Source organism: Dictyobacter kobayashii, assembly GCF_003967555.1.
Classification (GTDB): Bacteria; Chloroflexota; Ktedonobacteria; order Ktedonobacterales; family Ktedonobacteraceae; genus Dictyobacter; species Dictyobacter kobayashii.
In genome coordinates, this window is the sequence record NZ_BIFS01000002.1 from 2,588,666 (window position 1) to 2,603,807 (window position 15,142).

The 15,142-nt window shown below is 53.9% G+C and carries 17 protein-coding genes and 3 pseudogenes; 19 read left to right on the top strand and 1 reads right to left on the bottom strand.

What is annotated here, in order from left to right; all coding sequences use genetic code 11:
- The first annotated feature begins 23 nt into the window (after positions 1 to 23).
- The 4 genes and pseudogenes from EL645_RS37815 (at position 24) to EL645_RS43640 (ending at position 4,734) form a co-directional block, all read left to right on the top strand.
- On the top strand, positions 24 to 1,004 hold the full coding sequence (locus EL645_RS37815; RefSeq protein WP_126557531.1) for a glycosyltransferase family 2 protein: 981 nt from the start codon (positions 24 to 26) through the stop codon (positions 1,002 to 1,004).
- 203 nt (positions 1,005 to 1,207) lie between these two features.
- Positions 1,208 to 2,551 (top strand): AAA family ATPase, encoded by a 1,344-nt coding sequence (locus tag EL645_RS37820; RefSeq protein ID WP_126557532.1) that lies wholly within the window; start codon positions 1,208 to 1,210, stop codon positions 2,549 to 2,551.
- A 94-nt stretch (positions 2,552 to 2,645) separates the two neighbouring features.
- Positions 2,646 to 3,962 carry an acetate--CoA ligase family protein gene (locus tag EL645_RS37825; RefSeq protein ID WP_161978030.1) on the top strand — a complete coding sequence of 439 codons (1,317 nt, stop codon included), beginning with the start codon at positions 2,646 to 2,648 and terminating at the stop codon, positions 3,960 to 3,962.
- Positions 3,963 to 4,054: 92 nt separating this feature from the next.
- Positions 4,055 to 4,734, top strand: a pseudogene (locus EL645_RS43640) (acetate--CoA ligase family protein).
- A gap of 149 nt (positions 4,735 to 4,883) precedes the next feature.
- Here EL645_RS43640 and EL645_RS37840 read toward each other — a convergent pair.
- Positions 4,884 to 5,093 carry a hypothetical protein gene (locus tag EL645_RS37840; RefSeq protein ID WP_126557536.1) on the bottom strand — a complete coding sequence of 70 codons (210 nt, stop codon included), beginning with the start codon at positions 5,091 to 5,093 and terminating at the stop codon, positions 4,884 to 4,886.
- Positions 5,094 to 5,160: 67 nt separating this feature from the next.
- On the opposite strand from EL645_RS37840, the gene EL645_RS37845 reads away from it, so the two are divergent.
- From EL645_RS37845 to EL645_RS37905, 15 genes and pseudogenes are all read left to right on the top strand, one after another.
- Entirely contained in the window at positions 5,161 to 6,192 is a 1,032-nt protein-coding gene (locus EL645_RS37845) for an NADH-quinone oxidoreductase subunit B family protein (protein ID WP_126557537.1), read from the top strand.
- 103 nt (positions 6,193 to 6,295) lie between these two features.
- Positions 6,296 to 8,034: pseudogene (locus EL645_RS46160) on the top strand (nickel-dependent hydrogenase large subunit).
- A 78-nt stretch (positions 8,035 to 8,112) separates the two neighbouring features.
- Positions 8,113 to 8,691, top strand: coding sequence for a NifU family protein (locus EL645_RS37855; protein ID WP_126557538.1), 579 nt, complete (start codon positions 8,113 to 8,115; stop codon positions 8,689 to 8,691).
- 4 nt (positions 8,692 to 8,695) lie between these two features.
- Positions 8,696 to 9,388 (top strand): DUF5947 family protein, encoded by a 693-nt coding sequence (locus tag EL645_RS37860; protein WP_126557539.1) that lies wholly within the window; start codon positions 8,696 to 8,698, stop codon positions 9,386 to 9,388.
- A pseudogene (locus EL645_RS37865) lies at positions 9,369 to 10,018 on the top strand (DUF6084 family protein). Before EL645_RS37860 ends, EL645_RS37865 begins: the two are co-directional and overlap by 20 nt.
- Positions 10,015 to 11,067 carry a hypothetical protein gene (locus EL645_RS37870; protein ID WP_126557540.1) on the top strand — a complete coding sequence of 351 codons (1,053 nt, stop codon included), beginning with the start codon at positions 10,015 to 10,017 and terminating at the stop codon, positions 11,065 to 11,067. Before EL645_RS37865 ends, EL645_RS37870 begins: the two are co-directional and overlap by 4 nt.
- Complete coding sequence (locus EL645_RS42040; RefSeq protein WP_218032268.1) at positions 11,051 to 11,920, top strand: hydrogenase maturation protease; 870 nt, start codon at positions 11,051 to 11,053, stop codon at positions 11,918 to 11,920. The genes EL645_RS37870 and EL645_RS42040 overlap by 17 nt, the downstream gene beginning before the upstream one ends.
- Positions 11,917 to 12,036 carry a DUF6893 family small protein gene (locus EL645_RS46165; RefSeq protein WP_371865818.1) on the top strand — a complete coding sequence of 40 codons (120 nt, stop codon included), beginning with the start codon at positions 11,917 to 11,919 and terminating at the stop codon, positions 12,034 to 12,036. Before EL645_RS42040 ends, EL645_RS46165 begins: the two co-directional genes overlap by 4 nt.
- Positions 12,037 to 12,094: 58 nt before the next feature.
- Entirely contained in the window at positions 12,095 to 12,514 is a 420-nt protein-coding gene (gene hypA / locus EL645_RS37880) for a hydrogenase maturation nickel metallochaperone HypA (protein WP_126557541.1), read from the top strand.
- Positions 12,471 to 12,878, top strand: coding sequence for a hydrogenase nickel incorporation protein HypB (gene hypB, locus EL645_RS44970; protein ID WP_218032269.1), 408 nt, complete (start codon positions 12,471 to 12,473; stop codon positions 12,876 to 12,878). Before hypA ends, hypB begins: the two co-directional genes overlap by 44 nt.
- Before the next feature lie 2 nt (positions 12,879 to 12,880).
- Positions 12,881 to 13,144 (top strand): GTP-binding protein, encoded by a 264-nt coding sequence (locus EL645_RS44975; protein ID WP_218032270.1) that lies wholly within the window; start codon positions 12,881 to 12,883, stop codon positions 13,142 to 13,144.
- 58 nt (positions 13,145 to 13,202) lie between these two features.
- Positions 13,203 to 13,475: a HypC/HybG/HupF family hydrogenase formation chaperone gene (locus EL645_RS37890; RefSeq protein WP_126557542.1), complete on the top strand. Its 273-nt coding sequence runs from the start codon at positions 13,203 to 13,205 to the stop codon at positions 13,473 to 13,475.
- A 15-nt stretch (positions 13,476 to 13,490) separates the two neighbouring features.
- The gene (locus tag EL645_RS37895; protein ID WP_126557543.1) at positions 13,491 to 14,126 is read left to right on the top strand and encodes a D-sedoheptulose-7-phosphate isomerase; all 636 of its coding nucleotides are present in this window, start codon (positions 13,491 to 13,493) and stop codon (positions 14,124 to 14,126) included.
- Complete coding sequence (locus tag EL645_RS37900; protein ID WP_126557544.1) at positions 14,123 to 14,437, top strand: HypC/HybG/HupF family hydrogenase formation chaperone; 315 nt, start codon at positions 14,123 to 14,125, stop codon at positions 14,435 to 14,437. The genes EL645_RS37895 and EL645_RS37900 overlap by 4 nt, the downstream gene beginning before the upstream one ends.
- A gap of 5 nt (positions 14,438 to 14,442) precedes the next feature.
- A complete protein-coding gene (locus EL645_RS37905; protein ID WP_126557545.1) occupies positions 14,443 to 15,117 on the top strand; it encodes a D-sedoheptulose-7-phosphate isomerase in 675 nt (224 codons plus the stop codon).
- The last annotated feature ends 25 nt before the right edge of the window (positions 15,118 to 15,142 follow it).

The window sequence follows — 15,142 nt, forward strand, 5'->3', positions numbered from 1 at the left end:
TTTGAAAAACTAAGGGCAAACCTATGATACCGAAGGTTTCCGTCGTTGTTCCGACCTATAAACGTCCTGATTACCTGGAGCGGTGCCTGCGGGCACTGCTCAGCCTGGATTTTATAGCGGCCGACTTTGAAATTATTATTGTGGATGATGCCAACAGTGCGGCTACACGGCAGCAGGTTGAAGAACTGGCACAGCGTAGCCAGAGCGATGGCTATACCATCATGTATGTACCAATGGCAGGCGCGCTCCATGGTCCTGCGGCTGCGCGCAATGCCGGCTGGCAGCAGGCGCGCGGCGAAATCATTGCCTTTATCGATGATGACTGTATTCCTGAACTGAGCTGGCTGAAAGCTGGTGTGGCCGCCTTTGATGATGATCTTGCCGCTGTCGCCGGTAAGATAGTTGTTCCCCTGCAACACGAGTATACCGACTACGAATATAGCGTTTCGCAGTTAAGTCAGGCCGAATTTGTAACGGCCAACTGCTTCTACCGCCGTAGCGTATTACAGCGTCTAAGTGGCTTTGATGCACGCTACCGCCGCTCCTGGTGTGAAGACACAGATCTATTCTTTAAGCTCCTTGAACACAACCTGCCCTACCTGAAAGTGCCCGCGGCCATCGTGATGCACCCGGTGCGCCCTGCCCGTTGGGGTACGAGTCTGCGCCAGCAAAAAAAAGGCCTCTATGAGGCCCTGTTATTCAAAAAACATCCAGCCCTCTATCGTGAGCGTATCCAGGCCAAACCTCTCTGGGGCTATTACTGTACTTTTGGGGTCTTCCTCCTCTTTTTAGCAGGCTTACTGGCTGGACTCTGGTTACTGGCGGTGATCGCCCTCTGTGCCTGGCTCTATATGACCACGCGCCTCTGTATTCAACGCCTGCAAAAGACCTCGCGTGCCCCACTCCATGTGCTCGAAATGTTTATCACCTCAGCATTGATTCCGCCCTTAGCAATTTTCTGGCGCTGCTATGGTATGCTTAAATTCCATGTCCTATTCTTATAGTCTAGTTAATGCACACATGACTGGCATGTTTGAATTGACCTCGCAATCTGGTTGGAGTGTCACAATTTGTGCTATTGGGACGTGATGCGATAAGTAAGGTGATTAAGAATGATGGCTGGTATAGCTATGTGTCCCCTTCTAGCACAGGCGTAAGGTGGCGATGTCTGGAGGTAGCTGGGGGGCAGCTTGTAAAGGCGGTGACAATGGTTAAGACTATGCAGGAAACGCGGATCGCGTTTGCCCCATCGGCCCATACTGTTATTCAAGGGGCCCAGCGCGAAGCAGTTCATATGCAGGCCTCTGAATATTATCCCGAACATCTTTTGCTCAGTATCTTGCGGCTCAGAGATGATACCAATGAAAGAATCTTCAGTCTGCTGGGGATGGATATGCGGGCCTTGCGGCGTGCGGCAGCCCAGGTGGTGAACAATGTGATTGGCTCGGAAGCTGGCTGGCGTGACCTCCCTCCTTCGCCGGCGGCCCAGGAGTGTCTGGATTGGGCCATCACTTTTGCCATGCAGCGCCGCAGCCCCTACTTGAGATCAGATCATATTGTGCTGGGCGTCTTGCGCCATCCCCAGGTCCAGCCACTGCTGCTGTTGATGTTTTCGCCCGATGATGTGATTCCATCCTACCTGGCTGAAGAGAGCGGGGCTCCTTATACCAATGCCATGGATCAATTGATCCAGATCAAAATTCGTGAGTATAAGCGCTCAGGCAAGCATTTTGCTGCCTTGCCGATGATTACATGTGAGCGTCCAACGATCACCTTTGCGGATATTCTGGGGGCCAACGCCGCCAAGCAAGAGTTACACAGTTTGATCGCCTATCTGCGCCGGCCACAGCTCTATCAACGCTCCCAGACCGTCGAGCTCGAAGAGACGCTGCTGGTAGGACATCCCTGCACTGAACGTACGTTGCTGGTACATGCTATTGCGGGTGAGGCGGTAGTCTCCATGGTCACGCTCTCAGTGTCAAAACTGGTAAATCTTATTAACGCCCTGGCGATTGAGGCTGTGGATGAAGAGGACCTGGCCTGGCTTGAACAAGAATATCCCACCTTCCTGCGTGTCGATATCGCACAGACGGGTCGCAATATGATCAAAGCCACCTTTGACCTGGCGCGGCAATGGTCCCCCTGTCTCTTATTCCTGGATGATCTGGATGCCCTGGCACGTTTAGAGCTGCCCGCGCATAAAGCTGCGCTGCAGCGACAACTGATCGTTGAACTGGATAGCATTGTTTGGCAGCCTTTAATGGCGGTCATGGCCACAGCCTATCGGCCAGAGGTGTTGAATCCCGAATTCTTACAGGTTGGCCATTTTGGCCGCCGTATTCTTCTGAGCGAGAGCTATGCGGTGCATCCTGCCGCCCAGACCAAGCTGTGCCTTTCATGCAAGCGTGAGGTGCTGGCCGGTTGGAAATACTGTGTGTATTGTGGGGCTAGCCTGGTCAAGAGCTGTCCTAAATGTGGCGCACCACACGTTGAAGTCGAAGGTGCGCGCTACTGCTTCTCCTGTGGTAGTGATGTCTGGTCTGATGGATAATTAAGTTGTCTCGGGTATGCGGCACCGGCCGGCCTTTTCCCGGTTGCGTAGTTTTCCAGTTTTCCAGTTTTTAAAGAACATGGAGCACAACGGTATGGCGCGAGAACTTTTCAACATAAAGTCGGTGGCGGTGATAGGTGCCTCAGGAAATCCGCAGAAACTGGGTTATACCATTGTAAAAAATTTAGTTGATTATCACTTTCGAGGTGTTATTTATCCCATCAGTTTCCATGCCCAGACCATCCTTGGCATTAAGACATATCTGCGCGTGACCGAGGTCGCCAGGAATGTTGACCTGGCTGTGATTGCTGTTCCAGCGGCGGCCGTTCCCGAGGTACTACGAGAGTGTGTGGACAAAGAGATTCCCCTGGCAATCGTTATCACGGCCGGTTTTAAGGAGACCGGAGAAATGGGAGCTTGCTGTGAGCAGCAGTTGCTAGAGATTATCGCTGGCTCACATACGCGCCTGCTAGGTCCTAACTGCCTGGGGATAATTGACGCCGCTAATCATGTCAATGCCTCTTTCGCCGCCAGCTTTCCTGCCTACGAGCCCATCTCCTTTATTTCACAATCGGGTGCGCTGGGCGCTTCTTTTCTGGATTGGATCAGTGCCAATCATCTGGGCATTCATTACTTTATCTCTCTTGGCAATAAGGCGGACCTGGATGAGAACTATTTTCTGGAGCGCCTGCGCAGCGATAAGCTGGTCGCCTGCTATCTGGAAGATATTAAAGATGGCAAAAAGTTTTTACAACTCGGGCAGCAATATAATGTTGAGCGACCGGCTATTGTTTTGAAGCCGGGGAGGAACGAGGCTGCTTCAGCGGCCATCAAGTCCCATACCGGCGTGCTGGCGGGTGGGTACCCGATAACAAAAGCGGCCTTGCAGCAATACGGCTACGTTGTGGTGGAGACGATTGAGGACTTATTTAATACTCTCAAGGCTTTTGCCTGGCAACCATTGCCGACCTTTAACAAGGTCGCGATCATTAGCAACGCTGGCGGGGCCGCTGTCATTGCGACCGATGCCTTGATCGAGCAAGGGTTAGAGCTGGCCAGCCTGAGTCCTACCACCATGAATATGCTCAGCCGTACCCTACCTCGCTCGGCCAGTATCCATAATCCGGTGGATGTGGTTGGCGATGCCCTATCGCTACGCTATCTACAGGCCATGGAAGTGGTATTGCAAGAAGAAGATGTTTCTTCTCTGCTCGTTATACTGACCCCCCAGGTGATGACCGAAATTGAGCAGACGGCGGCTTATATCGGGAAGATGAAGAAGTATGGTAAACCGATACTGGCCTCGTTTATTGGGGTAGCCTGGTTGAGAAAGGTTTACGGCTCCTGGCCGAAGAAAAGATTCCGGCCTACCATTTTCCTGAAACAGCGATCAGGGCACTGGCCGCTATGACCTGGTATACAGGCTATCGGCAGCGGACCGCCTATAATCTGCCGCCGCCGGCCGTCAAGTGTCCGTATTATGCGGCCAACCAGGCGGCCGTGATGGAGCTCTATCAAGAGGCCAGGGCCACGGGATGCAAAACTTTGCCGCTGCTAAGCGTAGATGCGCTGGCCCATCGCTATCATATCCCTGTTTCCGAAGCCCATGTCTTTCAAAGTGTCGATGATCTGGTGATGCATGTGCGGTCATCTCTGGGCTATCCATGCGTACTCAAAATTTCTTCCCCCTCACTGCTGCATAAATCTGATGTCGGTGGGGTGATCGTCAATATCAAAGATGAGGTGGCGTTACTTGAGGCGCATGTAAAGCTTGAAGAGCTTATTGCTGCGCACAGGCTCTTTGATGCTACCATCGCGGTACAGAAATACATTGCGCCGGGGGTACCGTTAATTGTGGGGCCACGCGTGATGCGAATTTCGGCAACATCCTGCTCTTTGGTAGCGGTGGCATCTATGCCGAGCTCTTGAACGATGTTACCAGGCGTGTCGCCCCGATGGAACGTGCGGAACTACATACCATGATCGATGAGACGCGTATCGCCCCGATCCTGAAAGGGGCTCGTGGCCAGCAACCAGTGGATGTTGAGCGCGTCATTGATGTCATCAAATCTGTTGAATATCTGATGCAGGATTATGACTTTATACAGTCTATCGATATTAATCCGCTGGTCGCCAATGCCGATAGTATTTGTGCTGTAGATATCAAAGTATTGCTTCAATAGGCAAGAGGTAAAGCAGGAGCGAGTTCTTGACATTGCCAGGGAGGGTAGTGTAATGTTTCTTTGTGTGCTTGCTCCGAGCTGAAGTAGGAGCCGAGCAGCCTCCTCTTTTGCTGCTCCTTCGCTATCAAAGAGTAATCGTGAATATCCCCTTAGTCACGTACATTGTAGCGCCGCGTTACCTGTACAGGTAATGCCATGCCGTTCATTTGGATGAGCGAAGCTGCCTGACAGGCGAAACTGTTTGCTTGATACTGATCAATTTCAACTGCTGAGCCAGTGGCAGCGGAGCTAGCCGCGTCCAGGCGGCGTTTCCAAATGCTTTTTACAGCATGCCGATCAACAGAACATAATAAGCCCACGCAGAGTTAGCTTTTCAGTAGGTTGACATATGTAAGTAAGTCAGTGTGACGATTAAGAAGGTACATCATGGTCACCAGAACTCGTGTGGAAGAAGTACACATCATTTGGATGACGGCCGGCCTGAGCTGTGATGGCGACACTATCTCAATTACAGCGGCCAGCCAGCCAAGCATTGAAGACGTGTTGCTGGGAGCGATCCCAGGCCTGCCAAAGGTGTATTTGCATAATCCTGTGCTCGCTTTTGAAACCGGGGCCAGCTTCTTGTCCTGGTGGTATAAGGCCGAGCGTGGCGAGTTAGATCCCTTTGTGCTGGTGGTGGAAGGATCGATTCCGAACGAGAAGATTAAGGCGGAAGGTTATTGGGCGGCCCTGGGCACAGACGACAGCGGCCAGCCAATTAAAACCAATGAATGGATTGATCGCCTGGCTCCTAAGGCCTGGGCAGTAATTGCTGCCGGTACCTGTGCCACCTATGGTGGTATTCATGCTATGTCTGGCAATCCAACGGGCGCCATGGGTCTACCGGATTATCTGGGCTGGCATTGGAAGTCCTGGGCCGGTAATCCCATTGTGTGTGTGCCAGGTTGTCCCGTTCAACCTGATAATTTCATGGAGACTGTCCTCTACTTGCTCTATCAGGCTGCTGGCCTGGCCCCTGTGATTCCCCTTGATGACGCCCTTCGTCCCACCTGGTTGTTTGGACAAACGGTGCACGAAGGCTGTGATCGCGCTGGCTACTTTGAGCAAGGCGATTTTGCTACCGAATATGGTTCCCCGAAGTGTATTGTCAAGCTAGGTTGCTGGGGACCTGTCGTGCAGTGTAATGTTCCCAAACGTGGCTGGATGGCTGGTATCGGCGGCTGCCCCAATGTCGGTGGTATCTGTATTGGTTGTACCATGCCGGGCTTCCCTGATAAATTCATGCCTTTCATGGATGAGCCGCCCGGGGCCAAGCTATCCTCCAATGTTACACGCACCTATGGGCGTGTGATTCGTACCCTGCGTCAGTTCACCAATGATACGCTGAACAAAGAGCCGTCCTGGCGTCACACAGGTAGTGAGCTGACGACTGGCTATCATCCAACGTGGAAAGAATGATCGCAGATGCTCCGCGTAAGTGCGGGTGGAAGGAGAAACAAGCAACGTGAGTACCGAAATTAGCCGAAAAGGACCGCGCGAAGTTCCACCGCAGCTGGTGGAGATGTCATGGGACCCGATTACACGTATTGTTGGTAGCCTGGGCATCTACACCAAAATCGACTTCAAGCAACGCCAGGTGGTGGAATGCCATAGCACCTCCTCTATTTTTAGAGGCTATAGCCTGTTTATGCAGGGCAAAGATCCACGCGACGCGCACTTTATCACCAGCCGGATCTGCGGCATCTGTGGTGATAATCACGCGACCTGCGCGGTCTATGCGCAGAACATGGCCTTTGGTGTTGTACCGCCTCCGATTGGCGAATGGATTCTCAATCTGGGTGAGGCGGCTGAATACATGTTCGATCACTGCATCTACCAGGATAACCTGGTCGGCGTTGATTTCTGCGAGCAGATGGTGAAAGAGACGAATCCGTCTGTGCTCGACAAGGCCGAGAAAACCGAGGCGCCGCATGCCCACCTGCATGGCTATCGAACCATTGCCGATATCATGCGCTCGCTTAACCCATTCACTGGCGAATTTTATCGCGAGTCCCTGCAAATGAGCCGCACGACGCGCGAAAAATTCTGCTTGATGGAAGGACGCCATGTTCATCCCTCGACCCTCTATCCAGGTGGTGTGGGCACGGTTGCCACCATTCAAGTTTTCACTGACTACCTGGTGAGATTGATGAAATATGTCGAATTTATGAAGAAGGTCGTGCCGATGCACGATGATCTATTCGACTTTTTCTATCAGGCCTTGCCCGGCTATGAAAAGGTAGGCCAGCGCCAGGTCCTGTTGGGATGCTGGGCGCTTTCCAGAATCCCGCTGTCTGCGACTACAAGTACCAGAACATGGAGCAGTGGGGCCGTGCCATGTATGTTACGCCTGGTATTGTAATCGATGGCAAGTTGCGCACGACCAGCCTGGTGGATATCAATCTGGGTATCCGTATCTTGCTGGGCAGTTCTTTCTATGAGGACTGGGAGGATCAACAGACCTTTGTTACCCATGATCCATTGGGCAATCCAGTGGATAAGCATCATCCCTGGAACCAGACCACGTTGCCGAGGCCGCAAAAACGCAACTTTGATGGTAACTATAGCTGGGTGATGTCGCCGCGCTGGTATGACGAGCAGACCGGGGAGTACCTGGCCCTGGATACCGGTGGTGGCCCGATTGCGCGTCTCTGGACGACCGCGCTGGCCGGCCTGGTCGATCTGGATGGCTACATTAAAGCGACTGGCCATAGTGTTAAGATCACTTTGCCTAAGACTGCCCTGAAGCCGGAAATGGAGCTGGAGTGGAAGATTCCGCAGTGGAGTAATGCGCTGGAGCGGGATCGCGCCCGTACCTACTTCCAGGCCTATGCGGCGGCGGCGGCCCTCTACTTCGTTGAGAAGGCTTTGACCGAAGTGCGCGCGGGCCGTACCAAAACCTGGTCGGATTTCAAGGTGCCGCAAGAAGCGATTGGCTGCGGTTTCCATGAGGCGGTGCGCGGCGTGCTCTCCCATCACGTTGTGATACGCGATGGCAAGATCGCCAACTACCATCCTTATCCGCCAACCCCCTGGAACGCCAATCCACGTGACATTTATGGCACACCGGGACCCTATGAAGATGCGGTGCAGAATACACCCATCTTCGAAGAGAATGGACCCGATAACTTTAAGGGCATCGATATTATGCGCGCGGTACGCAGCTTTGATCCCTGCCTGCCGTGCGGTGTACATATGTACCTTGGTGAAGGGAAGGAACTCCAGATTATGCACTCGCCAACCTTTGGCGTGCAGCCCTGAGGGTAATGTCAAACAGTGGGTAGTGTGGCCTCTACAATCAAGAGAGGCCACGCTGCCTCGACTCCGAAAGGTTTCAGCATGCAACTAGATACGCAGCAGCAGGAGAAGGCCGAGCGCATCGAGGAGTTAATCCAGGAGGTGGCCAGCTTTTCGGATCAGCGGGCGCGCTCAATTGTGCAGGAACTGCTCCAGAGCACGCTGGGAATGTATGGGGATTGTTTGACGCGTATGCTGACATTGGCCGGGCAACATGAGGAGTGTGGCTCTGCCATCGTGCATGAGTTTGGCGAGGATGACCTGATTGGTCCTTTGCTCCTGCTGCACGGCCTGCATCCCGTGGATACGCGCACGCGTGTCCTGCATGCTTTGGAGGGATTACGCCCTTCCTTGCAGGCGCATGGTGGCTATGTTCAGCTGGTGCGCATTGAGCAGGGGGTGGCCTATGTTAAACTGCTCGGCAGCTGTAACGGCTGTGCGGCCTCCAATACCAACTACTTGCGCGATGTTGAGGATGCGGTCTATAAAGTGGCCCCTGAACTGGACGATATTCTGGCCGTTCCTGAAGAAGCGAGCACCTCCCATCCCGTGACCTTTATACCGAAACGCCCCCCTAAGCAAGAGAAGGGTGTCCGGCCAGTTGTATCGGGAGAGGATTAAGCCAATGGATAGCGAGCAGGCGCGTGCGCCTTTCCGTGGTTTACGCCAGTTCCTGCGCGCTCCTATCGAGCCGGCCAGGTCGGTCGTCGGGCCATGTGAATTGTGTAGCGAGGGCCTGCCGCCAGAGCATAAACATCTGTGGGAACGCTCCGCGCATACCGTGCGCTGTGTCTGTAACGCATGTTCGCTGTTGATGGGTCGCGGTGGAGCAGGCGCGGGCAAGTATTGTCTGGTCCCTGAACGTTACCTCCTGTTAGAAGAATTCGTGCTCAGTGATAGTGCCTGGAATGAACTGCTGATACCGGTCAATATGGCCTTTCTGGTTTGGACTCCGGCAGAAGACAGGCGGCAGTTGACCGCCTTCTATCCAGGACCAGCCGGAGCTATCGAGTCCTTGCTTGATGAGTGCCAATGGCAGCCGTTGCTAGATGAGAATCCTATCCTTGCGGAGATGGAACCTGAGGTGGAGGCCTTGCTCATCCAGCGTCTCACGGCTCCATATCGCTACTACCTGGTGCCGATCGATAGCTGTTATCAACTGGTTGGTATGATTCGCCGCACCTGGCGTGGTTTTAGTGGTGGCGCTACGGTATGGCAGGGCATTACAGACTACTTTGCAGCCATACAGGCGAAGTCGACTGTATGGAAGTATCCTTCAGAGGCGAAAGGATCGATGAATGCCAGATCTAAACTTTGAAGTCACTGCGGCCGAGGTAATCCCGTTTGCGGCCGTGCCGACACTGGGTTTTACGCTCGCGATCACGAATAAGGTGCCTGCCGAGCAGATTAGCAGTATCGCCCTGCGTTGTCAGCTGCAGATTGCCGCGCCCCAACGGCGCTATAGCCGGGAAGAGCAGGAGCATCTACAGGATGTGTTTGGCACGGCCGAACGCTGGCGTGAGACGCTGCGCAGCTTTTTATGGCTCCACATCAGTACGATTGTGCCTTCTTTCCGCGAGCAGACCACCCTTACCCTACCGGTCGCCTGTACTTATGACTTTGAAGTGCTGAGCACCAAGTACCTGGCCGCTTTGCAGGATGGGAATGTGCCCTGCTCTTCTTATTTAGCGGCACCATTTTCTATCAAGATGAGCACGATAACCTGCAGGTGAGCCGCGTCTCCTGGTCCAAGGAGGCCAGCTACCGGATGCCAATCTCGCTCTGGCAAGCCATGATCGAGCATTATTATCCCAATAGCACCTGGATACGCCTCCAGAGGGAGGTATTTGATCAACTCTATCGCTATAAAGTGGAACACGGCCAACCCACATGGGAGGGTGCGTTGACCCAACTGCTGGCACAGGCCCGACAGGAGGCACAGCCATGAAGATTGAACATATTAAAGAGATCGCGGACGCTGTGCTGTATGAGGGTTATCTGCTCTATCCCTATCGCCGCTCCGCTATCAAAAATCGGCAGCGTTGGACCTTTGGCGTCGTGTATCCCCATGCCTATAGTCGCACGCGCTGCGATACTGAACCATGGAAGATGCAGACCGAATGCCTGTTGCAGGGCACAAAGAACACGCAGCTGACCATCTCGGTGCGTTTCTTGCATCTACTACTGAATAGTGTGGTGCAGTATGATCATCAATCCGCTTTAAGCGGGCAAACATCCGCCATCCAGCGGCAGATACAAGATGAATGGGAGGAGGGGGTCGCGCGTGAAGTAGTCATTGCAGGGATTAAGCTCCAGAATCTTCTGGACCAACCAGTCCAGGAGCAGATTGCCTTTGCCGGTCGCTATGTCTCGGCCACTACCACCGATGCCACGATTATTTCTTCTGCGCGTGAGCAGCAAGATATCTGTGGGCTGGTCTGTATCTCTGCCAGCAAAGTCGCGGATGCAGTGTATAAACTGAGTATCAGCATCGAAAATGATACGCCGCAGATCGGTATTGATCCCGGCCAGCGTGAAGCGGTCCTGCTCTACTCGTTTATTTCAACCCACACTATCCTGCAGATTGAGCGAGGGCAGTTTTTTTCCTTGCTGGACCCGCCCGCGCAATTAAGTGAGCCAGCACGCGCCTGTCAGAATCTGCATACCTGGCCGGTCTTGATCGGGGATGCAGGCGAGCAGAACGCCATGCTCTCATCGCCCATTATTCTGTACGACTATCCGCGCATCGCGCCCGAGAGTATCGGCTCCTTTTTCGATGGCACCGAAATCGATGAGCTATTAACCTTGCGCATGATGACCCTGACCGAAGACGAGAAAGAAGAGCTCAGACATGGCGATGTGCGGGCCCGCGAGATTCTAGAACGCACAGAGTCGCTTTCAACAGAACAATTTATGAAACTGCACGGCGTGATCCGTAGCTATGAGTGGCAGCAGCCTGCACAGGAAGGGAAAGAATCATATGGCGAATCCATTTGAACCACAACCACAATCACAGCCACACCCACACCTGGTGAGTGTTATTGGTGGGGTTGCCAGACCTGGTGACCGTGTACGGCTGCATCCTCATGCTAAGGCCGATGCGTTTGATATGTTGTTGGAATACAGGCTTGGGCGTGTGGAGAGTATTCAGCAAGACTTCGAGGATCGCATGTACCTGGTTATCACGCTAGAGGATGATCCTGGCCGTGAGCCAGAAGAGGATCGGGTGTTGCCCGGACATCGTTTCTTCTTCTATCCAGATGAGATTGAACTGGTGGGGAGGAGACCCCATGAATGGGCCGACCCGGGCAGACCATTCCCGGAGGATCTTGATTGCGGGCATTGGCAATATCTTCTTTGGGATGATGGTTTTGGCGTCGAGGTTGCCCAGCGGTTGCTGGCCCGCCGCCACTATCCAGCCAACGTTGAGGTGGTGGATTTTGGGATTCGTGGCGTGGATCTGGCCTATACGCTGCTGGATGATTATGACGAATTGATTCTGGTAGATGCGGTACCACGTGGTGGCGCGCCAGGCACGCTCTATGTGATCGAGCCCGATCTCACGTCCATGCAGCAGGCCGGAGCGCAGGGAGCCTTTCTGGACGCGCACAGCATGGACCCCGTTAAAGTACTGGCCTTCGCCCACCATCTGGGTGCGCGTCCCATCCATACCCTGCTGGTTGGGTGCGAACCTGCCGTGTTAGGCAATGCAGAAGAAGATCTTCTGGTCGGTTTAAGCGATCCTGTCCAGGCCATGATCCCTGCGGCTATCGAGATGATTGACCAGCTAGTCGATAAACTTAGTATGTTACCGGAAATAGTGTTGCCTCCCAAAGGAGTCGTGTCATGATCACCATTCGCATCAACCTGTCTTACCTGATGTTGGCGTTGGCTGGTCTGGGCCTGCTCATTGTAGGTATTCAACTACCAGACATTCAGCGTTATTTACGTATGCGAGATATGTAAGTAAGTTTAAGCAGAGCGAGCATAAGTAGGTTGGCCTGAACGGCCAGAGAAGATTGATATGCATGAACTTTCTATCGCCGACGCTATCGCTGGAATCGTTATGGAGCAGGCCACTCTGCACCAGGCCACACGTGTGAAACGTGTCCACGTGCGCATTGGTGAGGCTAATGCTGTGGATACTGAAGCCCTGACGTTCTGTTTTGAGGTCATTGCCAGTTCACAGCCTGTACTAAATGGGGCGCAATTAGAGATCGATATTGTCCCCCATCGAGCGCGTTGCCGTTATTGTGGCACTGAATTCCATGTCGTGCAATGTATCTTACAATGTCCAGACTGTGAACAATGGGAAGCCGAAGTGTGCGCGGGCACCGAATTTATGATTCAGGATATGGAGATCGATAACGCCGATATTGAGCCGGAAGGAGGTAATGAGCATGCCGAATGTGCCTATCGTCCAGAATATTCTGGCGGCCAATGAGCGAATCGCCCAGGATATCCACCAGCAGTTGCATGAGCGGCAGATCTTTACCCTCAACCTGATGAGCTCAGCGGGCGCGGGCAAGACCACATTGCTGGAGCAGACGATTCAACGTTTGCAGACCCGATTAGAGATTGGCGTTATCGAAGGCGATGTAGAGACCAGTGCCGATGCCGAGCGCATCACGCTTGCCGGAGCCCAGGCCGTCCAGATTATCACGCAAGGGACCTGTCACCTGGAGGCCCATATGGTCCAGCTGGCGCTGCAGGAGCTCACAATGGACTCCCTTGACCTCCTCTTTATCGAAAACGTCGGCAACCTGGTCTGCCCGCTGGTTGGAACCTGGGAGAAGATATCAAAGTAATTGTGGTTAGCACCACCGAGGGCGACGATAAACCGGCCAAATATCCCGCTATGTTTGCCGCCTCGCAGGTCATGATTATCAACAAGATTGACCTCTTGCCATACGTTGATTATGACCTGGCCACCGTCAAACGCTTTGCCCTGGCGGTCAACCCGCAATTGCAGATGTTTGAGTTGAGTTGCCGCACGGGTGAGGGGTTGGATGCCTGGTGTGCCTGGTTGCAGACGGTTGGCCGCAAAATAGCGCATGCTCGCTCAGGTGTGTAACAAGGTAAAACGAGAGGGCGCAAGGCAGCGTCTGTGATATACGCGAAGGAGAAAGACTATGTGTCTTGGTATTCCAGGTCGCATTGTAGAGATCGTGGATGATAGCTTCGACATTGCAAAGGTAGAAGTCTCGGGGGTTAAGCGCAATGTCAGCATCACCCTGGTACGGGCAGAAGGTATCGCACCCGGTGATTGGGTACTGGTGCATGTTGGTTTTGCCATGAGTAAGATCAATGAACAGGAGGCGATGGAGACGCAGAAGGCCCTTAAACTAATGGGTGATCCTTATACTGACGAACTGGCGATGTTTCATAAGAGCCAGATCGAATGAGGAAAGTGTGAGGCTATGGCAGTTGACCTGGCGGCCATCTTAGCGGCTCGGGTAAACTTGAGCACTACTATACCAGAAACCTTTTTCACGGCTGAGGCCGGTCATATCGCCGAGGCCTGCTGGTCAATGGCGCGCCGCTTTCACCAGGGTGGTCGCCTGCTGGCTTTCGGCAATGGCCCCTGGGCTACCGACGCGCAGCATGTCTCGGTGGAGTTCGTTCATCCGGTGATCGTGGGTAAGCGCGCCTTGCCCGCCATCGCTTTGACGAACGATAGCGCCACCCTCAGCGGTATGCATGCCTCGGCTGCGCAGGCCGAGGGAGCCTTTGCGCGGCACATCAGCGTGCTGGCGCGTCCACAGGATATCGCACTTGGCTTCTCGCCCGATGGTAACTGTGCGAATGTCATCAATGCCCTGCAAAAAGCTCATCAAATAGGATTACTGACACTGGGACTGTGTGGTGGTCATGGTGGTGGCATGGTCGATGCTGTGCTTCACAATGGCGTAGTAAGCGAGCAAGCTTACCTGGATTTCTGCTTCGTGGTCCCCAGCAGCGATCCCCTGGTGATTCAAGAGACCCACGAGACCCTCTACCATGTGCTCTGGGAACTTGTGCATGTCTTTTTCGAGCACGAAGGAGTATTGCAATGAATAACGATTATGCACCCCCTTCCAGCCATGCGCCGGGGTCCCTGCCGATCAATGACAGGCCTACCACTGATGCCTGTTGTGTGCCTGATGGAGGAGAGGGACACTGTATCACCTGTTCTGATGAAGCGCTGGAGTTGCGCGTGGTCGCGGTGGACTTTGGCGCGGGCACGGCCAGGGTAGCGGTCACGCCCACCCATACGGAAGAGATTGATATTAGCCTGCTGGAGCAGGTCGGCCCGGGCGATCTCGTACTGGTCCATGGTGGTGTAGCCCTTGAACGCTGTCCGGTAGTAGATGAGGAGGGAGGGTAATCGCCATGCCCGAACAAGGTAGTCGCTATGATCAACTCTTTTATCCGTATCTGTTCGAAGGAGAGAAAGTTGACCGCGCCGAAGTAATCGCGCAGGTGCGCCACTCGACGCTGGAAAAGTGCCATGAGGTGGTGGCGTTACGGCATCATATGCATGCCAGCGCGGGCGAGCGTATCATCGCCGCTGGTGAAGCGATGGCGCGCGCTTTCCAGGCCGGTGCCACGCTCTTCGCCTTTGGCAACGGTGGGAGCGCCACTGACGCCCAGGATATGGTTACCGAACTGGTCAACCCACCCTTTGCGCACTGGCGTCCCTTGCCCGCGCTCGCCTTAACCAATGATGTCGCCGTGGTCACTGCGCTGGGCAATGATGTCGGCTTCCCCACCATATTTACGCGCCAGATCATCGCTTTAGGGCAGCCTGGCGATATCGCCCTGGGTGTCTCAACCAGTGGCAACTCGGTCAACATTTTGCAGGCCCTTGAGCAGGCTAAAAAACAGGGCCTGCTAACTATTGGCCTCTCTGGCTACGATGGTGGCAAACTGGCGCGTTCACCCGAGGTCGACATCTGTATTACCGCCCCCTGCGACCATATTCCACGTATTCAGGAGGCCCAGGCGACCGCCTATCATGCCATACTAGAAATGGTGCAAGCCTTACTCGACCATCCTACATCATAAGCTGTCACCGTAGCTTTCATCGCCT